The following is a 25,126-nucleotide window of genomic DNA, read 5'->3' on the forward strand; positions in this document are numbered from 1 at the left end:
TAGGTCACTATTTCTGACCTTACAAAATCACTATAACTGTCAGTCCTGTTGTTTGGGCGAACGCAATATCACGATCAATTCAGTCGGTCCATGCACGCCATACGCCAGGGTCTGCTGAATATCGGCGGATTTGGATGGACCCGATATCAGCAGGGCATTGGTTGGCATCTGTTGCCCCCACTGTTCAGCCTCGACCGCTTCGGCAAAGGTGTTATAGAGCTTCTCGCTATCCACCACAACAAAATGGACAGGCGGCACCAGGGACCAGGTGCGGGGTTCGTGTTCATCAGGCCATAGGATAAGGCTGCCGGTCTCGGCAATGGCGGCCCTGGCTGAGGTGACTGCCGCATCGGTGTGATAGAAGATCCGCTCCTTCCATTCATCGATGGGGCGCTCATTATGAACAAGCTTGGGTAACAGCGTATCACCCCAGGCAATCTCGATGGCTTGCGCCAACGATCCCTGTTTCGCATACAGCAGGTTGTCGATCTGTTTTTCAGTGGCAACCGTTTTCAGGGTGTCTGTCCAGCTGTCGGGAGCGACGATATGGACTTCGGCACGCACCGATTCGAGCATCGATTTGAAGCGGGCGATACGCGCCTCCATAGGCCATGTCGGGTTCTCTATGGCCACGGTCTGGCTCGGGGTATCAAAGCTTGGTTGCTTGTTGCGCAGTCGCTGCAGGATGGCCTCTCTGGCTTTAGCGGTCATTGAAGCCCTCCTCGCGTGCCCGTTCATGCAGGGTTTTGGCGGCGATGCGGGGTCTGGCGCGGACCCGGGTCCAGGGCTCGAAACCGAGGGGCAGGATTTTCCCCAGGCGTGTGACAAGGGTCATTGCCAGGCGATAGAGCGCCGGAGTTCGGTGTAGCCAGCTCCAGCCCTTCCATGTCGTGGCCTCCATCAATGTACGTCCGCTCCCCTGTCCATGGGTGGTGCCGTCATGGTTGGTTCGTACACGCTCATAGCGCAGCCGATTGAGGAGTGTGGGTATCGGGATACGCACCGGGCAGACTTCGGCGCAGGCGCCGCAGAGGGTGGAGGCGACAGGCAGTTCGCCCAGGTTGTCCAGTCCCGCCTTCTGCGGTTCCAGAATGGACCCGATGGGGCCGGGGATGGTTGTGCCGTAGGCATGGCCGCCGATGCGGGTATAGATCGGGCAATGGTTCATGCAGGCCCCGCAACGGATACAGCGCAGGGTATTCACCAGCTCGTTGTCTTCATAGATGCGCGATCGGCCATTGTCGAGCAGGATCAGATGCACCTCATCCGGTCCATCCTTCTCCCCCGGCTTGCGCGGGGAGCTGATCATATTGAAATAGGTGGTGATCGGTTGTCCGGTGGCGCTGCGGGTGAGCAGTTTGAGCAGGGGGGGGACATGCTCCAGCTTCTCCACCACCTTTTCGATCCCTGTCACCGCGATATGCACCGGCGGCACTGTTGTGCACATGCGGCCATTGCCCTCGTTCTCCACCAGGCAGAGGGTGCCGCTTTCGGCAACGGTAAAGTTGACGCCGGAGAGACCCACACCCGCGCGATAGAATTTTTTACGCAGGATGCCACGGGCGCTGCGCGTCAGGGTGTCCACGTCGTCGCTGTAGGGGATGTCAGGGAATTTTTCGTTGAACAGCTGGGCGATCTCCTGACGTGTTTTATGAATGGCTGGCGCGACGATGTGTGAAGGGGGTTCGCCGGCGAGCTGCAGGATGTACTCGCCCAGGTCCGATTCCAGGCACTCGATTCCGTGGGATTCCAGAAAACGGTTCAGATCCATCTCCTCGGAGACCATCGACTTTCCCTTGATCAGCAGCCCTGCCTGATGGCTCCGCATGATTTCAAGCACAATCTGATTCGCCGCATCGACACTTTCCGCCCAATGCACCTGGATGCCGTTGCCGATGCAACGCTGCTCCAGCTGTTGCAACAGCTGTGGCAGTTTTGACAGTGAATTGGCACGGATCTGCGCCCCTCTCAGGCGCAATGTCTCGAATTCATCGGCATCGGGAAAACACGCCTTGCGGCTGGCCATCAATCCATCCATGGCGGAGCGCAAGCTCGCCTTAAGCTGGGCATTGTCCAGGGCCTGCTCGATACGGGTATGGAAATCAGCGCTCTGTTGCATCGGTGCGCTCCCAGATAAAGCTGGCGATGTGGCGGTACTCGAGCGATTCGTTCCGGTAGTCGAGATGCCCGCCGATATTCATCAGGCAACCACAGTCGCCGCTGACCAGAATATCCGCATCGGTGGCGGTGATGGCGTTGGCCTTGTCGCTGACCATCTCTGCCGAGATGGCCGGTTGCTTGACTGCAAAGGTGCCGCCGAATCCACAGCACTCCTGTTTGCGCGCCTGTTCCAGGAGCTCCACATTCGATAACTGCTTGAGCAATGCCTCATGTTCCCCGGCGACCCCCATCTCCCGGCGTGCTGAACAGGAGGTGTGAAGAGCGACCTTGATCGGCGGTCCCAGATCCTTCAAGTCGATCCTGAGTATATGAACCAGAAACTCGGTGAGTTCATAGACACGCGTGGAGAATTTAATGACCCGCTCACGATCGCCGCTCTCCTGAAACATCCTCGGGTAGTGGTGACGCATCATGCCGGCGCAGGAGCCCGAGGGCACCACGATGGGGTAGTCTTCAGGAAAGCAGGCAAGCTGCCGCTGCGCCACCTGTAGTGCTTCGTTGCGATAACCGCTGTTCCAGGCCGGTTGTCCGCAACAGGTCTGATCCTGGGGAAAGACGACTTCGATGCCTTCTCTGCGGATCAGCTGCATACCGGCAAGTCCGGCCTCGGGATAGAGCAGGTCCACCAGGCAGGTGCCGAAGAAATAGACCTTCTCGGGCTTTGACGGGTATCGCTTCTGTTCGGGCATTGTGTCTCCCCGCAGTGGCTCACCTCCATAGTATGGCGTATGGAGCTTCGACAAGGCCGTTGATGGGTGTGCTCAGAACTTCTTTATAGTTAAACCAGGGTTACAAATAAAGCCACAATTTGTCCGTCTAACCAGGCGCGACATCAAATTCCCCCTGCTTTGTGTCACTCATCTGCAGCTGTGATTGTTGAGTTCACGGGTTTTCAATCGGCATCTGTATGAATAGTCGTATCCATAGAGTAAATATCAATATATTCAGATTAAGGATATTGGCGAGTTACCGGTAGGCAGCAACCGGATTATTGAATCTCCAGGCAAAAGAGTTTGAGTGAACGGAAGCAAGCTCACCCCATTGCCCAGCAATCTCCAGCTAATTTTGTTAACATGGGGTTAAAGCAAAATAAGACAGGAGCCTGGCAATAACCTAATCACTAACGGATCTGCGCCAGGCCAAACGACAACCAATAACCTGAAAGGATGGATCTTAAGGGTTGCTTCATATCTGTAATACGCTATGTATATCTGTTTGATAAGCGTGCACGGCCTGATACGCGGACATGATCTTGAACTCGGGCGCGATGCCGACACCGGGGGGCAAACCAAATATGTTGTCGATCTCGCCAGGGCGCTGGCGGAGTTGGACGCGGTTACCCAGGTAGATCTTGTGACACGGCGGGTGGTGGATGCCGATGTCAGCGATGACTATGCCGAGACCATCGAACCCCTCTCTGCCAAGGCGAGGATCGTACGCGTCGATGCGGGTCCCGACGGCTATCTGATGAAAGAGACCCTTTGGGACCATCTCGACAGCTTCATGGACAACCTGCTCAGCTGGCTGAATGAACAACCGCAAATGCCGGATATCGTCCACAGCCACTATGCCGATGCCGGCTATGTCGGTGTCAGGCTCTCCCACCTGCTGGGTGTCCCTTTGGTACATACCGGTCATTCCCTCGGGCGTGACAAGCGACATCAGTTGCTGGCCAAAGGGTTGTCTGGAAAGGAGATCGACCAGCGCTACAACATGGACCGGCGCATCGAGGCCGAGGAGGAGCTGCTGGCCAATGCGGATCTGGTCATAACCAGCACCCATAACGAGATAGAAGAGCAGTACAGTCTCTACAACTACTATCAGCCGGACAATATGGCGGTGATTCCACCGGGTACCGATCTGACCCAGTTTCATCCACCCGACATCACCGCCGATGAGATCCCCTTTGCCAAGAGCCTGGCACGTTTCCTTCAACAGCCTGAAAAACCGATCATCCTCGCCTTGTCGCGTCCCGACGAGCGTAAGAATATCCTTACGCTGCTCGAGGTGTATGGTGAATCGAGCCAGCTGCAGAAGGCGGCCAACCTGGTGATCGTGGCCGGTAATCGTGATGATATTCGGGATATGGAGAGCGGCCCGCAATCGGTGATGACCGAACTGTTGATGATGATCGATCTCTATGACCTGTATGGCCACGTGGCGCTCCCGAAACGCCATCTGGCCAAAGAGGTGCCCGATATCTACCGTCTGGCGGCGTTAACGAAAGGTGTCTTCATCAACCCGGCCCTGACCGAACCCTTCGGGTTGACCCTGCTTGAAGCGGCAGCCAGCGGTTTGCCGCTGATCGCCACGGAGAACGGCGGACCGGTCGATATCATCGGCAACTGTCACAATGGATTGCTGGTGGATCCCCTGGACAAGAAATCGATCCGTAGCAGCCTTTTGAAGATATTGCACGACAACAACTTGTGGCAGAAATATTCACGTAACGGCTTGACCGGTGTGCGCAAGCACTACTCATGGAAGGCCCACGCCAAGAAATACTTTTCCAGCATCGAGCCGTTACCGTCCGGATACGACCGGTTGCCCACCAAGCCGCCGAAACATGTCAAGCATCGCTACCGGGACCGGTCCATCTTTACCGATCTCGATCAGAATCTTCTCGGCAATCCCTCAGGACTCAAACAGTTTATCGAGGTTGTACGGCAAAACAGAAAGTGTGCGACCTTCGGTATCGCCACCGGCAGGCGCCTGGATGACGCCCTCTCGGTGATGAAGAAGTTCTCAATACCCATCCCCGACGTCTTGATCACCAGTCTCGGCACCAAGATCCACTATACCCAGGGGCTCTCCATCGATGACTTCTGGATCGAGCACATCGATCATCTGTGGCAGCCGAAGAGCGTGCGCCGGGTGATGGCGAACCTGCCGGGAATCAAGCCGCAATCCAAACAGGAACAGAGTTATTTCAAGATCGCCTATCACTACGACCCCAACAAGGCGCCATCGGTGGATGAGATCAATACCCTGCTGCACAAGGAGGAGCTGACCTGCAATGTGATCCACGCCTTCGGGCAGTTCCTCGATATCCTGCCGTCCCGCGCTTCCAAGGGACAGGCCTTGCGCTATGTGGCCCAGCGTCTGGATATTCCACTGGAGCATATCCTGGTGGCGGGTGGCTCCGGCGCCGATGAGGATATGATGCGGGGCAACACTCTGGCGGTGGTGGTGGCCAACCGTCACCATGAAGAGCTGTCGCATATGATCGATCACGAACGGATCTATTTTGCCAGCCGCTCACACGCATTGGGTATCCTCGAAGCGATAGATCACTACGATTTCTTTAAACGCTGCAACGTACCAGAAGAACAATGAATCAAAGATTATTAATCTGCACCGATCTGGATCGAACACTGATCCCCAATGGGCCGCAACCGGAGTCGGAAGGGGCCCGTGAGAGATTCAAACAGCTGTGTGCCAGCGAGACTGTTCTGTTGGCCTATGTCAGTGGCAGGGACCAGTCATTGGTGCGAGATGCCATCGCCGACTATTCGCTGCCGCAACCGGACTATGTGATCGGCGATGTGGGTACCTCCCTCTACCACGTCGATACCCCGGATGACTGGAGCCATCAAGCGAACTGGGATGAGCATATCAGTCAAGACTGGCGGGGCAGGTCGCATCAGGATCTGAAACAGCTGTTTGCCGATATTCCCGGCCTCCGTCTGCAGGAGGAGGCAAAGCAGAACCGCTTCAAGCTCAGTTACTACGTATCCCCGGACCAGGCGCATCAGCCGATACTCGATGAGATGGGTTTACGCCTGCAGCGGGAAAAGGTGGCTGCCAGTCTGGTTTGGAGTGTTGATGAGACAGTCAATATGGGGTTGCTCGATGTCTTGCCTGAGCGGGCAACCAAGTACCATGCCATCGATTTTCTCAGACAGTCGTTGGGTTATACCCTCAATGAGACGGTCTTTTCCGGAGACAGTGGGAATGACATGGAGGTGCTGATCAGTCCGATTCCAGCGGTACTGGTGGCGAATGCGCAACCGGAAGTCAGGCAAAAAGCGCAACAGTTGGTGGACGAAAAAGGCAACGGCGACAGCCTCTACATGGCCAAGGGTAGCTTCATGGCCATGAACGGCAACTATAGCGCCGGCATTCTCGAAGGCGCAGCTCACTACTATCCGCAGTTGATCTCCCGGCTGTTTGATGAGTGAGACCATGACCAATAGCGCAATAGCGATATTTGGTGAAGTGTTGTTTGACTGCTTCCCCGGGGGGGAACGGGTGTTGGGTGGCGCGCCATTCAATGTCGCATGGCACCTACAGGCATTCGGCCGATCCCCTCTGTTTATCAGTCGTATCGGCAGTGATGAGGAGGGCGACGCCATCCTGCAGTCGATGGGGCAGTGGGGAATGGCGACCGGGTCCCTGCAGCGTGACGAACGGCATCCCACAGGGCGAGTGACGATTACACTCGAGGCGGGGGAGCCGAGTTATGAGATTGTGGCCGATGTGGCCTATGACTTCATAGACGCCGCCGGGGTGGCGGATGTCCAGGCGACCACCCTCTATCATGGCAGTCTGGGATTGCGAAATCCGATTGCAAGGGAAGCGCTGAACAGGCTGAAGGCCAACAATCCGCAACGCATCTTTATGGATGTCAATCTGCGTGATCCCTGGTGGCAGCGGGAGTCTGTATTGAATTGGGTGACCGAAGCTGACTGGGTCAAGCTTAATGAGCACGAACTGCTGCAACTCCATAGTGAGAGTGATGATCTGTTGACGACTGCAAGCAGCTTCAGACATCAGTACAAGCTTGAGGGATTAGTGGTGACCCTTGGTGAGCAAGGTGTGTTGGCTGTGGCTGCCGATGACCACTCTTGTGAGATCAAACCAGAGCTTAATCTGAACCTGGTGGATACGGTCGGTGCGGGGGATGCCTTGACCTCCGTGCTCATCCTTGGCCTGGAACTCGACTGGCCGCTTCAACTGACCTTGGAACGTGCCCAAAGCTTCGCTTCGGCTATCGTGGGGCGGCGCGGTGCCGTTGTCGATGATCCTGCCTTTTATCAAAGTTATATTGATGCCTGGCAGCTTGCCTGATCGTTATTGGATAGGTTGTGTCATACGCGCCCACATGGATAACGGCGAGGTAAAACAATATATCGGCACTCATTCCATGTATGCTTCTGAGAGGAATATCTAATTCAGTAGAATATACCGGCTTTGGCGACTCGAATTTATTAAACAGATGTATATCCGGATCACATGCCAATGCAGAGGCAGCAAAATATTGTAACCAAATTGATGAGTTTGTAATACAGATATATAGCTGCCGTTAACATATTGATGGATATCAAGTGATTGAAGGTTTTCATCTGCAGTGGAGGGGCGTTGTAGTCACAGTCTGCGTCGCGGTGTGACATGGATCTAAGAATTAAAAGTACATATGGATAACAATGTACGGTATTAAAAATGAGGAGGGACGCAATGGATAATTTGTATTACTCCCCAAAAGAAAAAATGGTCTTTTGGATCGCAGGGTACGTCGATTTTTCGATCACTCATCGAAATGTACCGAGTGTGCAAATATATGCGGAGCGGTTTCAAAAAAGATTTGGAGCTAAAGAGGTAAAAACAAAAATAATAAAAAGCGCTGGTTACAAGGGGAAGCGCCTTTATTTTGCATCGATGGATCGTCAACCTGTTGGCGCTTTTAATATTGGTGAACGGCGTGATATGGATAACTGGCTCAGTCAGTAGCTGATTCTATGAGCGTCTGTTATATGTTGCTTAAGCTAAATATTAGTCTTAACCATCAGTTTCGCTTGTAGCATACTGACAATTAGAATTTATTCGGTTGGTTTATTCATAGTTACTGGAGTATTTTATCCTGCTGTGGAAAATTCAGACTTCCCGCGGTGATAACACTGAGACATTGTTTTCCTGCTCCGATAACAAAAGGGCATAAGCCTGTTCGGCTGTCATTGGATTGCCAAGAAGGTAACCTTGTCCAAATCGGCAACCGGTAGACATGATGAATGCCTTTTCCTGGGGCGTTTCCACTCCTTCCGCGACAACCTCCATGTTCAAGTTGCGTGCCAGTTCGAGCATGCTGAGCATGATGGCTTGTGTTGTGCGGTTTCTATCAATATCGTGGACAAAGCTGCGATCAATCTTCAATACTTTGGCAGAAAAATTCTGCAGATAGGACATCGACGAATAGCCAGTACCAAAGTCATCGATTGCTATTGAAATGCCTATGTTCGTCAGCTTCTCAAAGAGTTGCTGAGTATGATTCATCTCCTTCAACATGGCAGATTCCGTTATCTCGATTTCAATTTCATGATTGCTGATACAATATTCTGCCAAATGTGAAGCAATTATTTTTGCAATATCTTTACGGCTGAAGAGTGCCGCTGAAAAGTTTACGGCTATCTTCCCGGCTGGAAGCCCCTGTTGCTTCCATTCCTGTTGCTGACGGCAAACAGAGTTTAAAACGTACAAATCAATTTCTTCTATCAACCCTGTATCTTCAGCTACACGCATAAAGCTAAAAGGAGTTAACAAACCCTGTTTTGGATGTTCCCATCTCACCAGGGCCTCGAAGCCTACAACTGAACCGTTTTGCAATTCATACTGAGGTTGGTAGTGCACGGTAAACTGGTTCTCTTTAATCGCGTTATGCAAATCATGACCAATCTGAAGTTCTTGTGTCACTCGGTTCTCGATCTCCCGAGAAAAAAAACAGAAGCTTCCACGAATATCTTGCTTTGCCTCGTACATGGCATGATCAGAATTTATCAGCAATGCATCAGCCTCGTTTGCGTCAATAGGGTATATGGCTATACCTATACTGGCAGATAGGTCTACTTTCAGACCGCCAATATCAAAGGGTTTGGCAAGTTTCAGCGTGATATGTTCTGCTACTGAGCCGGCTGCCGTGGCAGCTTTTTTATGGTCATCCAGGTCAGCGAGAATTACTGTAAATTCATCACCGCCGATGCGTGCCACAGTGTCATCAGATCGTAAACATTGCTTTAGACGCTTGGCGGTAAGCTTCAGTATTTCGTCACCTCGGGCATGTCCCAATCTATCGTTGACGCTCTTGAAGCGATCCAGGTCGATGAACAATACTGCCACGCAGTTTGATTTTCTTCTTGCATGGCCAACAGCCTGATCCAATCTGTCAGTAAATAGTGTTCTGTTGGGAAGTCCGCTGACGGTATCGAAGTGCGCCAGATAATCGAGTTTCGTATTCTGCGTCTCAATTTTTCTGCTTGTTTGCTCGATTTTATGTAAGTGCTGGTTGCGTTGCATTTCAAGGCGGTAAAGGATAATGGCGAGGACGACACCCGTAACAGCCAAGATGGTTGTTAGAAACACTGCAGTTTGCTTGAATTTGCTTAGTTCAAGCGCTATAGACTCCTGTAGCAGTGTTTCAACTTGATCAGCTTGATCAATAAAGCCGGCAAAGATTCGATCGAACTCCTGATCGATACCTGATCCGGGCAGAGATGCTTCATAGTTGGAGAATCGTTGTTCGGCGATTGTTCGAAACTTGCCTAGTGAAACACGAACCGACTCTATTTGTCGTCGCATATCTGCAGATTTTAGCGGTACAAACGTTCCCTCATGGTTCTTGCCTCCTTCCAGCAGTGCTCGGGCATACCAATCAGACTCATCCAGATATGACCAGACATCATCGATCTGCTCGTTACTGTCTCCGGAGATAATTTCTTCGAACCACAGGTGAGCGAGTGTGGCATTGACCTTGATCTCCATCGCTGCATCGATCTGAGGCGTGTGCCTGCTCACCATCTGTTCTCCAGTCATTATCAGGTAGCCGACAATCCCAAGCGAGATTGAAATGACGAGAATGAAACTGGCGGAGAGGTGTCCGATGCGACGTGTTCGCATACCATCTATTTCCTTATGTAAAAATTTGGCTTGGCCGCCTGAAAGCTATGGCCTATTTAATGCGATTTTCATTTCAGTCGTGCACTTTCGTGCCAAGGTCTGTGAGTAGACATGAGATATAGTACAGTCTCTCTTTTGTTGATTTTCAACGTCATCACGTAAATTAGCTGCTTCAGTTGTTGCAAGAAAGCTGCAGATGTATGACAAGTGAAAACCGCCTAATGCCATATTCCACATCTAACCTTTTGTAAGTATTGAATAAAATTAAAAATTGACCTCAGCGGTTTCTATCTCATTATTTAGGGTATTTGACTGATTTACCGCCTGCAGCTGAAGCACAGAATATCTATGGAAATAGGACCTGGTTCAGCAGCAGGTAGCAGACTTCAGGTGCTTATCTCGGTGTGTGATTATATGCAGGATTTATCTATACCCTCAATGCGGTAGAGGGAGTTGGCAGGGCAGTAGCGCTCTTCTGTAATCTTAGCCCATCATATGTCTACCTTCTCCCGCTCAACGGTGTAAACTCCTACGGCAGGCAGCCGATATAGCGTGTAGTCCATTTTTCAGGTCCGCAATCATGTATGAACAGGTATCCCATTCACTGTTGAATCAGATACTCGACGAGATCAAGCCCGAGATACGGGAGCGTGACCTGCGCCACTTCTATACTCGTCTGGGCGCCAATTTCTATGTCATACATCAGCTGTTTCACTATCTCTACGGCAAGCGGGAAGACTTCAAGGAGCAGATGATCCACCTGGTGGAGGTGATGGCGACACGTTATATCCAGCGCCATATCTCACTCAAGCAGCTCGATAGTGAAAGGGAGAGAGACCATAACTGGTTCCTCAGCCAGGAGTGGGTCGGCATGGCGCTATACGCAGACGGTTTTGCCGATGATCTGCAGGGTGTCGAGAAAAAGCTGCCCTATCTGCAGGAGCTGGGTATCAATATGCTGCATGTCATGCCGGTCATGGTATGCCCGGAGGGAGCCAGTGACGGTGGCTACGCGGTGAGCGATTTCCGTAATGTGGATCCCCGTGTCGGTAATCTGGATGCTATCAACGTCCTCTCCTCATCCGCACGCAAGCGCGGCATGCTGTTGATCCTGGATATGGTGCTGAACCATACCTCGGATGAGCATGAGTGGGTGCAGCGCGCGCGGGCCGGAGAAAAGAAGTATCAAGACTATTTCTACATCTTCGATAACCGTGATGTGCCGGATATGTTCGAAGAGACCATGCCGGAGATCTTTCCCGAAACCTCACCGGGAAATTTCACTTGGGATGAAACAATGCAGAAGTGGGTGATGACCGTCTTCAACCACTACCAGTGGGATCTCAACTACAGTAATCCTGCGGTGTTTATCGAAATGCTCGATAACAATCTGTTCTGGGCCAACCAGGGGGCGGATGTCCTGCGCCTGGATGCGGTGGCCTTTTTATGGAAGAAGATAGGCACCACCTGTCAGAATGAGCGTGAGGCGCATTTGATCCTTCAGTTGATGAAGGATTGTTGCCAGGTTACCGCGCCGGGTGTGCTGTTTATCGCCGAGGCGATTGTCGCGCCGGTGGAGATCACAAAGTATTTCGGCGAGGACGCGGTTATCGCAAAAGAGTGCGAGATCGCCTATAACGCCACTTATATGGCCCTGTTGTGGGATGCCGTCGCCACCAAGAATACGCAACTGCTCAGGCAGGGTATTCAAAGCCTGCCGACCAAGCTGGACCGCGCCACCTGGCTCAACTATCTGCGCTGTCATGACGACATCGGGCTTGGCTTCGACGATGCCGACATCGTTCGCGCCGGTTATCAGCCGGCCGCCCATCGCCAGTTCCTGGTCGATTACTACACCGGGCGATATAACGATTCACCTGCCCGGGGCCAGCCGTTCGGAGTCAATCACAAGACCGGAGATGCGAGAATATCCGGCTCGCTGGCCTCGTTGGTAGGATTGGAAAGCGCAATTGAGAGTAATGACGATATCGCTATCGAGCGCTCGGTGAAGGTTATCCTGCTCATGCATAGCATGATCTGCTCCTTTGGCGGCATACCCCTGCTCTATTACGGTGACGAGATCGGTACGCTCAATGATCGCAGTTTCCTCAATGATGAGAACAAGGCTGGTGACAATCGCTGGCTACAACGGCCGAAGATCGATTGGGAGAGGGCGGAGCGCCGTCATCAACACGGTACTCCGGAGCAGCAGATTTTCAATGGTCTGAAGAAGATGATTGCCGCACGCAAAGGAATCCCCGCCTTTGCCGACTTCAACAATCGTGAGTTGATCGATGTGGAAAATCCCCACCTGTTCGTGTTCTGGCGCACCGATCCCTTTGTCCCGCTGGGGTCGGTATTGGTGGTGTGCAACTTCGACGATTCGCCTCAATATATGGAACTCTCCGCATTGGGTAACAGGGGCATGTTCGAGTATGGCAACCTGAAAGATATCTATTCGGGTGAATCGCCCAGGCTGTTCAAGGACCAATTGGTCGTGCCGCCGTTCCAATTCTATTGGCTGACGGATGAACGTCCCGATGTGGGCTTTTGATTCCCGTTATCCGGGCCTGGAAAAACGATCCCCATCGATCGTGATCCATTTGTGAGATTTCCGTGAACAATGCGCCAACAGTGTATGATGGAATCTGGAGTAACTGCTGAGGGGAAGATTGATCTCATGCGCCGTAAAGTACTTATCGTTGAAGACGAGCCCGATATCGCTCATCTGGTACAGACACACCTGAACGATATCGGTTGTGATGCCGACATCGCCGGCAATGGCGCCGCGGCGATGAATCTGTTCAACAAGGGCGGCTATCATCTGGTTGTTCTCGACCTGATGTTGCCCGACACGGATGGCCTCACCCTGTGCCGCAATATGCGAGCAGCGGGTGACTATGTGGCGATTCTGATGCTCACCGCAAAATCCACCGAGCTCGACCGTGTGGTGGGGCTCGAGATGGGGGCGGACGATTATCTCACCAAACCCTTCAGCGTTCCGGAATTGCTGGCGCGGATCAAGGCGCTGTTTCGCCGCATGGAGGCACTGCCGAGTGGCGGGACGACAAGCGGTAAACAGGAGATCATAGAGCGGGGCGGCCTGTCGTTGGATGTGGACAAGCGCAGTGTGAAGATCGACGGCAAGCCGGTGGAACTGACGGCAAAGGAGTTTGATCTGCTGCTCTATTTCGCGCGCAATCCGGGACGCGTATTCAGCCGTATTCAGCTGCTGGATAAGGTATGGGGGTACAATCACGACGGATATGAACATACCGTCAACTCCCATATCAACAGATTGCGCTCAAAGATCGAGGCGGATCCAGCCGCGCCGCATTATGTGCTCACTGTCTGGGGAGTAGGATACAAATTCAGCGAGGAACAGGAGTGAGCATTGCACAGCAAACCCGCTCACTGAACGCTTAACTCAAAAGATATCGCTTAAATGTTTCGAACCCTATACTCCCGGCTTTCCCTTGCGTTGATCGGTCTCTTCCTGGTGACCGGGCTGCTCTATGCGTTGATAACCGCCGCGACCACCGAGCGCTACCTGCAGGAGATCACCCAGCACTTCAACCGCGACCTTGCCGCGAGAATCGTGGCTGACCGGGGATTGGTGATCGATGGTGAAATGGATGACCAGGCGCTGAAAAAGACCTTCAGCGTCTTCATGGACATCAATCCCAGCATCGAGATCTACCTGCTCGACAAGGTGGGCAAGATCCTTGCGTTTTCCGCCGATCCCGGCAAGGTGAAACGCAAGCGGGTGGATCTGCAACCGATCCAGGCTTTCATGCGCGGGGAGGGATTTCCGCTCCTCGGCGATGACCCGCGCTCCCATGATCGCCGCAAGGCCTTTTCAGTGACCCCGGTGCCGGCCGGTGACATGCCTGCGGGTTACCTCTATGTGGTGTTGCGTGGGGAGGAGTACGACAACGCCGAGCAGGCGGTGCAGGAAAGCTATGCCCTGCGCTACAGTGCCAGTGCCGTGGCTGTCAGTCTGGGATTCGGGCTCCTCTCCGGTCTGCTGCTGTTTTTCTGGCTCACCCGGCGCGTACAACGCCTCTCCCAGGTGATGTCGTCGTTTCAGCAAAGCGACTTCACCCGGCACGAACAGTTCACGAAGGACGATACAGGCCCCGGCGGCGACGAAGTGGATCGACTGGGTGCCGCCTTCGATGAAATGGCAAGCCGAATTATCGATCAGTGGGGCCAGCTCAAAGAGCAGGACCGGCTGCGCCGGGAGCTGGTGGCCCAGGTCTCACACGATCTGCGCACCCCCCTCGCCGCGTTGCATGGCTACCTGGAGACGGTCAACATGAAGGGCGAGGATCTCAACGAAGCGCGCAGGGACGAATACCTGGGTATCGCCCTCAACCAGAGCGAACGGCTGAAGCGCATGGTGGAGGAGCTGTTCGAATTGGCCCAGCTCGAAGCCCGGGACACCAAGCCGGTCTGCGAACCGATGCCGCTGGCGGAACTGGTGCAGGATGTGATTCAGAAATTCCAACTCCGCGCCCGGCAGGCGGGGGTCACCCTGGACTGGCAGATCCCCGAAACCTCACCCTTCGTGAATGCCGATTTCGCCCTCACCGAACGGGTCCTCGATAACCTCATCGCCAATGCCCTGGATCATGTGGAGGAGGGTGGTAAGGTCACCCTGCAGATCGCCCAACAGGACCAGCAGGCAGTGGTGAATGTCACCGATAGCGGCAGTGGCATCAGCGAGGATGATCTACCCCATATTTTCGATCCCTTCTACAAAAAACGCCGCACAGGCAAAGAAGGTGGACATGCCGGATTAGGGCTGGCCATCGCACAGCGCATGGTTGAACTACAAGGTGGTCGCATAACCGCTTCCAACAGTGAAGGCGGTGGGGCTTGTTTTAGTTTTACCCTGCCACTAGTTCTGAGTAATTAATAATAAAATTAAGCGCTAGATGATATCCCATTGTAAATGAATAACAGGACAAGGGGGGCGTTAATGCAGATGTTAGCTGGAGTGGGGAGTCAGAAGGAGTAGGAATAATAGATGGATAATGATGAACAAGAATATTTCAAAGCTCTTGCCGGACAGCTTGTTAGTGATGTTTCGTCTGCTGAGCAAGTTTACAGGTTCACTAGAAACAAGGATGTTGTTGGGGCTTTTGCAGAGTCATTAGTTTATCAATTTGTTAGTAAGGTAGTTCATCCTCTACGTATTTCATCCGGCACAGTGATTAGCAAAGATTCTTATAAGGCCAAAAAAACGACACCACAGCTTGATTTAATTATTTGGGATCCAAATCCAGTACCACCGATTGTTGCTGAAGAGCGGTTTGCTCTAGTACCGAGAAATTCTGTGCTGGGTATAATTGAGGTAAAGAAAACTGATTATAATAGTGGTCTAGTTAGTATTAACAAAAAAATTGATGAAGTTGATGAGTGTTTTCCTTTAAACAGTATAAATAAATTGTTTCTCGGTGTAATTTGCGCTGCAACTAAATATGATCCAAATGGAGAAAATAAGCTTTCAGAAATGATCGGCAATAAGCGAGTTGTTTGTTTGCTGGATTACAGAGGGGATAAACCGATTCCAAATTCAGAAGGCATATATAGATTGATTAATTTTTTGGGTGCAGTAAGAATTGAATCCATAAAAAGAAAAGCTAAATTTGCTGTTAATTACCCAGGTTCTGAATGGTAGTTAACATTGAAAGAATAAAATAGCTAACTGATCCAGCTTGGATCTTATCTGACAACTAACGTCAGATGATTTCAAAGCCTCCTACTGCTTTGCTGGTAGTGGCCAATGGAATAAAATTCCCAATAGTCCGAATTCGGCCAAAAGCAGACCCTTGTAGGAAGAACCAGATATCTTCATAGCGGACATTTGAGCAGCGAGTTGGTCGGTCCATCCGAATTGGACCGATGAATCAATAGACCCGTTATCGAAGGCCCTTTAATTGATCAAACGGACTACAAACATGCTTGTGATCAGGTGTGATGTGCGTATAAATCATCGTTGTTTCAACGTTTTTGTGTCCAAGCAGGGTTTGGATGGTTCTGATGTCCGTTCCTGCTGCCAGCAAATGGCTCGCAAAACTGTGCCTTAGCGTATGGGGTCCAACATGCTTGTGGATCTTCGCTTGCTGCACGGCTCTTTTAAAGGCTCTACGAAGCGTACTGGGAGACGCATGCCATCGCGCCATCTGAGGGGTATTTTGCCAGGGCCGAACCACCGTTGAAGGGAAGACGAATTGCCAGGCCAGTGACCTGGAGGCGGAAGGGTACTTTCTGTACAGGGCGTTGGGCATCGGGGCGAAGCCATTTCCGCGAAGCATGTCAGATGTGTGTAATTGTGCCACCTTGGTTAGATGGTTGCGCAGTGCCGGGATCAGGGCATCTGGTAGCAACGTTGCCCGGTCCTTATTGCCCTTAGCAGCACGTACCGTGATCGATCGAAGATCAAAATCGATATCCTTGACCCGCAGGGTCATACACTCATGGATTCTCATTCCTGTGCCATAGATGAGTTCTGCCATCAAGCGAGTGGTACCGCTCATCCGTGCGAAGGTAGCCGACACCTCTTGCGTCGACATCACCACAGGAATGGATTTGTAGCGCTTGATCCGTCTCAGATTATCTAGCTCGGGTATTTCCTGTTGCAAAACAGTACGATACAGGAAAACAATCGCATTGAGAGCACCTGATTGTGTACTTGCAGAGACGTTGCGACGGGAGGCCAGGTGGTTGAGGTAGCCTTCGATTTCTTGCTTACCCAACTCGTTGGGATGGCGCTTGTCATTGAACAGGATGAACTGACGGATCCAGTAGACATAGGACTTTTCAGTTCTATGACTGAAATGTTTCTGCCGACAGGCAGTTCGGACCTGGTCAAGTAGACGTGGCTTGCGTGGTTCAGCGGGGTGACCCCATGATTTTCCTCCAAAATCGGTAGTTTGCCACTGTCACGACTTGCTGAGAATGTATAACGAGACGCCAAGAAGCTAAGTCTTTGATATACTGCCAGATAATGCGTTACATAGAGGTCTTGCTATAAATGTATAACGAGACGTGGGGTCTCGTTAATATAGCTGTTGAACTAAACCGCTTCGCGGGGCCTTTCACAACCCACCCCTGAGTCATCATCAACCAGACTCCTAAAGGACCACTGTTGGTCTACCACACAGGAGTCAACCGATGACACAACTTCGCGAACAGATGATAGACGCCATGACCGTGCGTGGATTTTCGCCGCGTACCCACCAGAGCTATCTGATGGCGGTGAAGGATCTGGCCCGTTATTATCAGCGTCCCCCGGATCAACTCGGTGAGGATGAGTTGCAAGCTTACTTTCTGTATCTGGTCAAGGAACGGCACTTAAGCGATGCCAGTTGCCGGCTCTATCGCCATGCCATCCGTTTCTTCTATCTCGAAGTGCTCCAGCAAGCGTCGTTCGATGTGAAGATTCAGGTGCCCAAACGCAGGCAACGTATCCCGGAGTTACTCCAGCGATCGGAGATCGTACGCATGCTCAATGCCTGTTCCAACCGTAAGCACCATATGCTATTGCTGACCTGTTATGGCTGCGGCCTGCGGGTCAGTGAACTGGTCAAACTCGAGCTTCGGCATATCGATGGAGAACGCGGGTTGCTGCGCATCGATCAGGGCAAGGGTGGTAAGGACCGTTATGTGGGCTTGTCGCCGACGTTGCTCAAGCACCTGCGTGACTATTGGCACGTTGAGAAGCCTGTGCGCTGGCTGTTTCCCAATGAACAGCATCCCGATGAAGCGTTGTCGATCAGCACGCCGCAGAAGGTATTCCGACGGGCTAAGCGCCAGGCGGGCATCACCAAGGTGGGTGGCATCCACAGCTTGAGACACGCCTATGCTACCCATCAACTGCAGGCCGGCATGGCAGTGCAGCAGTTGCAGTATCAACTGGGCCACCGCAGCATCCAATCGACCTTGCGCTATGTACATTGGGTGTTCAATGATCGTCAGAGCGATCGCCGTGGCGCCGATTTGATTGCAGCGCTGGGGCTGCGCGATGGCTGAGGCCATCGACCTGCAAACCCTGCTCAAGCGCCACCTGCCCACCTACCGCCAACACCACCGTCTCGATCTGCGCCGCTGTCAGGTATTGTCACATCTGATGCAGTGCCGGACTGAAGCCATGGGTGGGGTACGCTTAGCCTGTGACCCTTGTCAGGCGCATCAAAACCACTACTATGCCTGTCGCGACCGTCACTGCCCGCACTGTCAGTGGCAAGCCTCGCGGCAGTGGGCGGACAAGCAGTTGCGTGCCCAATTGCCGGTAACCTATCATCACTTGGTGTTTACCCTGCCCGAGACCCTCAACGGTTGGATCGAACTGTATCCTCAGCTGATCACGACCTTGCTGTTTCAAACAACCTGGGAGACGCTACAGGCCTTCGCTGAAGACCCCAAGCGCTTGGGCGGGGGGTTGGGGATGACCGCGGTGTTGCACACCTGGGGCTCGACGTTGACACGCCATGTGCACCTGCACTGCCTGGTGCCGGGCGGCGCGCTGAGCCCGCAAGGCGAGTGGAAACCGAGCAAGAGCGATTATCTGTTTCCTGTGCGTGCGCTCTCAAGGCGCTTTCGCGGTCTGATGGTCAGCCGATTGCGGGCCTGTGCCCAAGGCGGGGAGCTCACACGCATCAGTCGTCCGGGCGAGATCGATCTCATCCTGGAGCGGTTGATGGGACAAGACTGGGTGGTCTACAGCAAGCCCTGTCTGCGCACCGAGCATGTCATCGACTATCTGGCCCGATACACCCACCGCACTGCCGTCAGCAACCGCCGACTCCTGGGCTTGGAGCAGGATCAGGTTGGCTTGCGCTACAAAGACTACCGGGACCGGCGCTGGAAGGTCATGCAGTTGTCTGTCGATGTGTTGATCCAGCGTTTTCTGCTGCATGTACTACCCAAGGGCCTGATGCGTATCCGCCATTACGGCTTCCTGGCCAATGCCTGCCGGGCCAGGCAGTTGCCCCGCATCCTTAAGGCGATCGCCGAGGCAGGCCTACAAGCGGTGGTTGAATCAGAAACAGAGAAGCAGGTGGCCCGTTGGTGTTTTGCCTGTCCCTGCTGTCAACGACCGATGCGTGTGGTCGCGCAACTAGCGCCGCAATGGCAACGCATGGAAGGCGGATGACGATGCCCTAGCCTGAGCGTCGGCGTCATCCAGACACTTGATCAGCTCAAGCGCTGAGGTCAAAGTGCGGCCAATCCTCTGAAAATAGGTTATTATCGGAGCAAAAGGGAGCCGCAAGCCGTGCTCGAACCACAGGGAGGTCGGTCAAAACCGCTCCCAACAGCCCTAGCGCAACGGAACGCTGTCACGCCAATCTCCCTCAGGTGCAAGGCGCCAAAAACAAATTCTTATTAATAGAGAGTGGGCAGCCACCCCAAGGTCGGCTTAGTCCAACAGGCGTTTATCCCGCATGCGGAAAACGCACGAGGGATAAACACTACACGGTTAAATGGCAATGTGAGTCTGAGATGGAACTGGATAAAGTCAGTAAGAGGTTATCTGAACTCGCTGCAAATAAGCCTAATCGTTATTCTGTTGAGGAGGTTGATTCAGCGCTAGAATCTAAGCATGAAGGAATTCAGGTGTGTGCAGCAAAGACCTTAGGGGCTTGGGGTGACGAGAAATCTATAGAAAAACTGAAAAACAGACTTGAAAAGATTTCGAAACTACCCGCTCGCTGGGGCGCAGTATCTGCAATGTCAAAATCACTAGCGCCGCATCTTAAACAAAATGACATTGATTGGGTGTTGAGTTTATACCTAAATAGTTCGAATCCACATAACAGGTTTTCGTTAAGCGTACTTCTAATGTCTCTACCAAAAATAGAGACACTGAGAAAACTAGAATTGAAATTAAATCAAGGTGGTGTTGACCCAAAGGATGTCCGTTATGCGAAGGCTATTATTCAAAAATCTGCCATTTAAAAATGTATAACGAGACGTGGGGTCTCGTTAATATAGCTGTTATGCATAGAAATTATGAAATATAAAGCTACTCTGTTCTCATTGCTTTTCTGTATTTCTCCATGCTATGGCATTGAAATGCCAGAAGATTTTAATATTCAAATAGCTAAAGATATGAGCAAGGGATATTGCACTGATATTCAATTCACTCAATGTCTAGGGACCGATGAGCAAGCCTGTACTGTCCACATGCAAAAATCAGTGGCTAAGTGTGATTACTCACCTCTTTGGCAGGAATTCAACCGAAAAGAAGAAGCAGGAGATGATTACGTTTTTGACAGAAAAATACAATACAAGATAGGTGAATGTGTAAATAGTGAGTTGCGAAAATTATTTGGTGTTTCAGACTCTCAATATGAACAATGCTTAGTTGATCATTCGTTCCGGCTTAAAGAAAGTATGAAAGCTAAGCGAGTGATACTGGAAGAATGAAATCGCATAACAAGCACATCATGTCGTTCGCTGTCGCTCACTGGGATGCTCCGCTTCGCTGCGCACCCCATATGTGAACGTTAGTGTTTATTAGAAAAGGATGATTCTATTACTCATATTACTAATCTTTCTACCAATACTCACCTATAGGTGGGCGCGTACGCATATGCCAGCGTACAAGGTAACCGCACTAGGTATATCATTCGGCCTTATAGCAGCTCCCTTTTCACTGGGCTTATATTCAATGTTCTTTCTTCATCCGTCCGGGATTGTTACTGGCCTTCCAGGCCTGATTCTATCCATGTTTCATGGCTCACCCGGCTATCATATTTCAATTCAACTAGGCTTAGTTCCATCACACACCGTAATGGCTGGCCCAAATAGCCTGTTAGTAGTGGTCGTAAATGGTGTATTTTGGGCAATCATCTATGGGTTACTAGGTTATGCATTTGACAAATATCGCCATCACAGGCAAAACACTAACAAGTCGCTCGTGCGGGACGCTCCGCGCTAACGCGCGGTTCGCCCCACTGCTCAAACGTTATACGAATAAAGAATGATGGAGCATTTAGCTGAACCGGTTCAAAAAGAATATGACCGCTGGAGAGATGAAATTGGTGAAGCTGATCCATACTCCGGTAGTGATACCGTAGGGATTCAAACGGTTTTGCGAGCCCATTTTTTGATTGCTGATTACTTTTATAAAGAAGGAGAAGGGCTTGGAGGTATTGGTCCAAAGAGTATTGAAATGCTTCATTCTGCTCTATATCGTCAATTTGTCGGGTATGGTGGCAAGCAGAAATGGACTAGCCCGTATGATAAATGCGCAACGCTAATGTATGGCCTCGTAAAAGATCATGCATTTCACGATGCCAATAAAAGGACTGCATTTTTAGTATCACTATATCATCTACATAAATTTGGCAGATGCCCATGCGTAGGCCAACAAGAATATGAAGATTTTACGGTAGAAATAGCTGAAAACAAGCTTGGAAAATATCGCAGATACAAAGATTTTGTCAAAAAGAAAAAAGAAGATCCGGAGGTTTTGTTTATCTCTGATTTTCTAAAGAGGAAGTCAAGGAATATTGATAAACGCTTTTACTCAGTAACCTATCGGGAATTGAATAATATTCTACATGGATATGGCTTTGGGCTGAGTAATCCAAAAAAGAATTTTATTGATATAGTAAGGTTCGATAAAAAGAGAAAAATACTTGGAGTATTAGGAAAACACGAAACAGTAGAAACTAAGCTTGGCCAAATAGGCTTTCCTAGTTGGAAAACACAGGTAGGTAAAGGTGCCATTAACACAGTCAGGAAAGTAACAGATCTGTTGCCAGAAAAAGGCATTGATTCCGAGACATTTTTCCATGGCACTGACACAATGGAGTCATTAATTGACATTTACCATGCCCCATTACGGAGGCTAGCAGATCGTTGAGTAAATCGTATAAAAATGTATAACGAGACGTGGGGTCTCGTTAATATAGCTGTTATGTTTCTGAATAAGATGAAAAAATAATGGATGATACAAAGCAAAAAATCGCTCTATTCATAGATGCTGACAATGCACCAGCGACTAAATTCGAAGATGTGCTTAGTGAAGTTGCAAAATACGGCGTGGTAACAATAAGAAAAGCCTATGGTAACTGGAAAAAACCATCCATCAAGGCATGGGAAGATCTTTTGCATGAATATGCTATTCAGCCAATACAGCAATATGACCTATCTAAAGGAAAAAACGCATCAGATATAGCGCTTGTTATTGACGCAATGGATGTAATGTACACGAAAGATATAGATGTAATGTGCTTTGTGTCATCTGATTGTGATTTTACACCTATGGTCACTCGTGCGTTAGCAGAAGGCAAGGTAGTACTGGGGTTTGGTGAGAGAAAAACACCAGCTCCTTTCGTAAACGCATGTTCCAAATTCTTGTTTCTGGATCAAGAGCCTGCGAACAGTGGCGCAAATAAGCAAAAAACCAAAAATATAAAATCTGACACAAAGTTAATAAATTTACTTCGTCAAGCTATTGAAGCAACTGAAGAGGATAATGGTTGGGCTGCTCTGGGACCTGTCGGCGCGCATATATCAAATAAAACTTCATTTGACCCCAGGAATTATGGTTACAAAAATTTGAGTAGTCTCATTAAGGCTATAGATTTATTTGAACTTAAACGGGGACCAGGTAATTCATACCTAGTTAAAGATGTGCGAAAGAAAAAATAAACAAAACAATCAGCTCCACAGGATTCGCTTCCTTCGGTCGCTCCCCCGTGAGCTGTGGCGTTATATTTCAAGAGGTAGTGTGACAAATGCTTAATATGCAAATGACCATAGTCCTGGTCATTTTGACAATAATACTCCTGGCGGTAGGGGTGAAAACCGTAGGATCTGATGGTTATGAAAGCGTGGTGCATTCACTAAGTATCGGCTTTGTTGTCAGTGTCATATTCTATTTTCTTGTCGTGTTTATGCCTGAGCGCAAGCGAAGAAAAATGGTGCATGAGGCTCTAAAAAGCCAATACACTCAATTTAAACTTTCTTGTATAGATACATTCTTGATACTTAGCGACTCTCAAGAATACGAAAACAGAACAGAACTACTTAATTTGTCTGAGTTTCAGCGTTACTTTAAGAATAACAATAAACGCGGAGAGAATCGCTGGAACGCGGTAGCAAATTCACTTCAATCCAACGAGTTCTATTTGAAAGAAATTATTTACCATCTTCGCATGCTGAATGAAGAAATAAGATATACGCGCAATGTTGTCAATCTAAACGACCCAGAAGTATTTGACTTCCTAAATCGCCTATCACAATCGATTGTGCGAATGGAATCAACAGAAAGGGAATATGATGACATAAAGTCGTTTTGTGGCTTTTTGTGGTCAATTTTTACCGGCTGGAGTTGGGTTGAAGGATATAGAGAATCAGATCTAATTAAGGAAATGCTGGGGCGTGCAAAGTGAAATATAAAAATGTATAACGAGACGTGGGGTCTCGTTAATATAGCTGTTATAACCAACAGAGCATGAGATCACTATTAATAATATTTCTACTTATAGTACCTGTAAAGATAAATGCGGAAATGGCTGTATTGGATGTCGATATCACCATATCGCAAGATGAATGTATGAAGAGATCGAAAGAGGTCATGATTAAAGTGGGTGCAAAAGAACTAGATATTATGGAATTAGAGCATATCCTATCCGCAGGAGCAGGTGATTATCATTATTTTGTGGTATGTCGTGCAGATAAAGGATTGGCATTTATTGGAGAAGAAGGTGCCCAATATGCAGGAGGGAGCGCTTTTGTTGAGCAGGCAGCAGATGCCTTACGTAAATAAATATATTGGTTATAACCAGCGGCTCCAGCGGACGTCGGCGCTGTAACGCCTCTTCCGCTGAGCCTTATCGTTAGGGTTGATAAGGATACACATGAAGATCGAAGATCTACTTGAGCCCCAAGCATTGAAGTCGATTCGAAGAATTCAAGAGCAAATGGATAGTCTTCGTAGAGCTACGGAGCCAACAAGAGAGTTGCGGAAACAGATCGAAGCCATATCAAAAGCCTCTGATCTCCATATGCAGAGCTACCAGTCGTCGATCACAAGGATATCCGAAGCTTGGGCGAAAGATGTTCAGCCAGCCATTGAGGCAATTAGAAAACTCAACCAAAGGTTGTCACCATTCGATGAAACCATAAAGCAAATAAATCGGAGAATGGAGCCGTATTCAGAGGCTCTACGCCAGATAAGAGAACTTTCAGAACGAGTATCTATTCAACTTCAGCCGCTAGCATTCGCTGATGCCTACGAGCTGGTAACGGAAAGATATACTGAGCTTTCTCAATCCGGGGTGTCGCAACCCGCAGAAGCCCTAACTAACGAAATAGAAGAAAAAATTGAAACTGCTTACGAGCACCCACTTTCGTTAGAGTTCTATTTGAATCTACTCATTGCGCTATTCATATTCATTCTTTCGCAAGTTTCGTCAATCGAGTCCGAAGAGGACATACTCAGTCAAATTAACGAGTTGCAAGAACTCGTGGTTTCAAACACATCTGTACTAAACGAGGCGGAGAATGAAGAAATATTTTACGTGGTTACAAATGGGGTGAACTTAAGAAAAGGCCCAAGCACAAGCCATGAAATCTTGACTGTTCTCCATCCCAACATGAAAGTCAGATTTCTTGAACGGGAGAGTAAATGGCTAAGAATCGAATGTTTTGATTATTTATCAGAAACAACTAGGGAAGGCTGGGCGCATGAAGATTACCTGAAAATGCTCAAGCAATGAGAGTGCAAAAAACCCTAACAAGTGCATCATGTCGCTGCCCTGTCGGGCAGCTGGGACGTGCCACCGCTACGCGGCGGCCCGCCCCATATGCTTGGCGTTAATGTCTGCTTTCACTAAGTACTGAGATTATCCTCAATGTCAGCTTCGGTCGCACAACAGACCCAAATCTGACACTCATTGCTTGATCAAGTCTGAAATAACACAGCAACAATATAATGAGCCTGATGCCAAAATGCATCGTTCATCCCGCTCTCTATGCTTTTTTATCGTACACCACAAACAAAGCTTACAAGGCACTGTTGTCGGACAAGTTC

Annotated in this window: 21 protein-coding genes and 1 pseudogene; 17 read left to right on the top strand and 5 right to left on the bottom strand. The window is 50.1% G+C overall.

Annotated elements, in window-relative coordinates:
* Window positions 1–39: 39 nt before the first annotated feature.
* Genes AB8516_RS19395 through AB8516_RS19405 form a run of 3 tightly spaced genes read right to left on the bottom strand, consistent with a single transcriptional unit; the run spans window position 40 to window position 2,870 of the window.
* A complete protein-coding gene (locus tag AB8516_RS19395) occupies window positions 40–711 on the bottom strand; it encodes a lactate utilization protein C (protein WP_369162805.1) in 672 nt (223 codons plus the stop codon).
* A complete protein-coding gene (locus AB8516_RS19400) occupies window positions 701–2,119 on the bottom strand; it encodes a LutB/LldF family L-lactate oxidation iron-sulfur protein (protein ID WP_369162806.1) in 1,419 nt (472 codons plus the stop codon). Before AB8516_RS19400 ends, AB8516_RS19395 begins: the two co-directional genes overlap by 11 nt.
* A complete protein-coding gene (locus AB8516_RS19405) occupies window positions 2,103–2,870 on the bottom strand; it encodes a (Fe-S)-binding protein (protein ID WP_108295204.1) in 768 nt (255 codons plus the stop codon). Before AB8516_RS19405 ends, AB8516_RS19400 begins: the two co-directional genes overlap by 17 nt.
* Before the next feature lie 514 nt (window positions 2,871–3,384).
* Between AB8516_RS19405 and AB8516_RS19410 the strand changes: the two genes are divergently transcribed.
* The 4 genes from AB8516_RS19410 (at window position 3,385) to AB8516_RS19425 (ending at window position 7,911) form a co-directional block, all read left to right on the top strand.
* Window positions 3,385–5,517, top strand: coding sequence for an HAD-IIB family hydrolase (locus tag AB8516_RS19410; RefSeq protein WP_369162807.1), 2,133 nt, complete (start codon window positions 3,385–3,387; stop codon window positions 5,515–5,517).
* Window positions 5,514–6,362: an HAD-IIB family hydrolase gene (locus AB8516_RS19415; RefSeq protein ID WP_369162808.1), complete on the top strand. Its 849-nt coding sequence runs from the start codon at window positions 5,514–5,516 to the stop codon at window positions 6,360–6,362. The genes AB8516_RS19410 and AB8516_RS19415 overlap by 4 nt, the downstream gene beginning before the upstream one ends.
* A 4-nt stretch (window positions 6,363–6,366) precedes the next feature.
* Window positions 6,367–7,251: a carbohydrate kinase gene (locus AB8516_RS19420; RefSeq protein WP_369162809.1), complete on the top strand. Its 885-nt coding sequence runs from the start codon at window positions 6,367–6,369 to the stop codon at window positions 7,249–7,251.
* Window positions 7,252–7,638: 387 nt separating this feature from the next.
* Window positions 7,639–7,911 (top strand): hypothetical protein, encoded by a 273-nt coding sequence (locus tag AB8516_RS19425; protein ID WP_369162810.1) that lies wholly within the window; start codon window positions 7,639–7,641, stop codon window positions 7,909–7,911.
* Between the two features lie 144 nt (window positions 7,912–8,055).
* Here AB8516_RS19425 and AB8516_RS19430 read toward each other — a convergent pair whose 3' ends face one another.
* Window positions 8,056–10,068 (bottom strand): putative bifunctional diguanylate cyclase/phosphodiesterase, encoded by a 2,013-nt coding sequence (locus AB8516_RS19430; protein ID WP_369162811.1) that lies wholly within the window; start codon window positions 10,066–10,068, stop codon window positions 8,056–8,058.
* Between the two features lie 580 nt (window positions 10,069–10,648).
* Between AB8516_RS19430 and AB8516_RS19435 the strand changes: the two genes are divergently transcribed.
* The 4 genes from AB8516_RS19435 (at window position 10,649) to AB8516_RS19450 (ending at window position 15,754) form a co-directional block, all read left to right on the top strand.
* Complete coding sequence (locus tag AB8516_RS19435) at window positions 10,649–12,622, top strand: amylosucrase (RefSeq protein ID WP_369162812.1); 1,974 nt, start codon at window positions 10,649–10,651, stop codon at window positions 12,620–12,622.
* A gap of 126 nt (window positions 12,623–12,748) precedes the next feature.
* Window positions 12,749–13,459 carry a response regulator transcription factor gene (locus AB8516_RS19440; protein WP_108295214.1) on the top strand — a complete coding sequence of 237 codons (711 nt, stop codon included), beginning with the start codon at window positions 12,749–12,751 and terminating at the stop codon, window positions 13,457–13,459.
* 54 nt (window positions 13,460–13,513) lie between these two features.
* Window positions 13,514–14,989: an ATP-binding protein gene (locus AB8516_RS19445; protein WP_369162813.1), complete on the top strand. Its 1,476-nt coding sequence runs from the start codon at window positions 13,514–13,516 to the stop codon at window positions 14,987–14,989.
* A 111-nt stretch (window positions 14,990–15,100) separates the two neighbouring features.
* The gene (locus AB8516_RS19450) at window positions 15,101–15,754 is read left to right on the top strand and encodes a DUF6602 domain-containing protein (protein WP_369162814.1); all 654 of its coding nucleotides are present in this window, start codon (window positions 15,101–15,103) and stop codon (window positions 15,752–15,754) included.
* Window positions 15,755–15,995: 241 nt separating this feature from the next.
* Here the strand turns inward: AB8516_RS19450 and AB8516_RS19455 are convergent.
* A pseudogene (locus AB8516_RS19455) lies at window positions 15,996–16,940 on the bottom strand (integron integrase); the annotation flags it as partial.
* A gap of 310 nt (window positions 16,941–17,250) precedes the next feature.
* Here AB8516_RS19455 and AB8516_RS19460 point away from each other — a divergent pair.
* From AB8516_RS19460 to AB8516_RS19500, 9 genes are all read left to right on the top strand, one after another.
* Window positions 17,251–18,108, top strand: a complete 858-nt coding sequence (locus AB8516_RS19460) for a tyrosine-type recombinase/integrase (RefSeq protein ID WP_369156877.1) — start codon at window positions 17,251–17,253, stop codon at window positions 18,106–18,108.
* Window positions 18,101–19,231, top strand: coding sequence for an IS91 family transposase (locus AB8516_RS19465; protein WP_369156879.1), 1,131 nt, complete (start codon window positions 18,101–18,103; stop codon window positions 19,229–19,231). Before AB8516_RS19460 ends, AB8516_RS19465 begins: the two co-directional genes overlap by 8 nt.
* Before the next feature lie 347 nt (window positions 19,232–19,578).
* Complete coding sequence (locus AB8516_RS19470) at window positions 19,579–20,034, top strand: HEAT repeat domain-containing protein (RefSeq protein WP_369162815.1); 456 nt, start codon at window positions 19,579–19,581, stop codon at window positions 20,032–20,034.
* A 54-nt stretch (window positions 20,035–20,088) separates the two neighbouring features.
* Window positions 20,089–20,505, top strand: a complete 417-nt coding sequence (locus AB8516_RS19475) for a hypothetical protein (RefSeq protein ID WP_369162816.1) — start codon at window positions 20,089–20,091, stop codon at window positions 20,503–20,505.
* A 556-nt stretch (window positions 20,506–21,061) separates the two neighbouring features.
* Entirely contained in the window at window positions 21,062–21,949 is an 888-nt protein-coding gene (locus tag AB8516_RS19480; RefSeq protein WP_369162817.1) for a type II toxin-antitoxin system death-on-curing family toxin, read from the top strand.
* An 80-nt stretch (window positions 21,950–22,029) separates the two neighbouring features.
* Window positions 22,030–22,740: an NYN domain-containing protein gene (locus AB8516_RS19485; protein ID WP_369162818.1), complete on the top strand. Its 711-nt coding sequence runs from the start codon at window positions 22,030–22,032 to the stop codon at window positions 22,738–22,740.
* Between the two features lie 86 nt (window positions 22,741–22,826).
* Window positions 22,827–23,483 (top strand): hypothetical protein, encoded by a 657-nt coding sequence (locus AB8516_RS19490; protein WP_369162819.1) that lies wholly within the window; start codon window positions 22,827–22,829, stop codon window positions 23,481–23,483.
* Window positions 23,484–23,602: 119 nt separating this feature from the next.
* Window positions 23,603–23,860, top strand: a complete 258-nt coding sequence (locus tag AB8516_RS19495; RefSeq protein WP_369162820.1) for a hypothetical protein — start codon at window positions 23,603–23,605, stop codon at window positions 23,858–23,860.
* A gap of 91 nt (window positions 23,861–23,951) precedes the next feature.
* On the top strand, window positions 23,952–24,812 hold the full coding sequence (locus AB8516_RS19500; RefSeq protein ID WP_369162821.1) for an SH3 domain-containing protein: 861 nt from the start codon (window positions 23,952–23,954) through the stop codon (window positions 24,810–24,812).
* The last annotated feature ends 314 nt before the right edge of the window (window positions 24,813–25,126 follow it).

Source organism: Candidatus Thiodiazotropha sp. LNASS1 (assembly GCF_964212655.1).
GTDB lineage: Bacteria > Pseudomonadota > Gammaproteobacteria > Chromatiales > Chromatiaceae > Thiodiazotropha.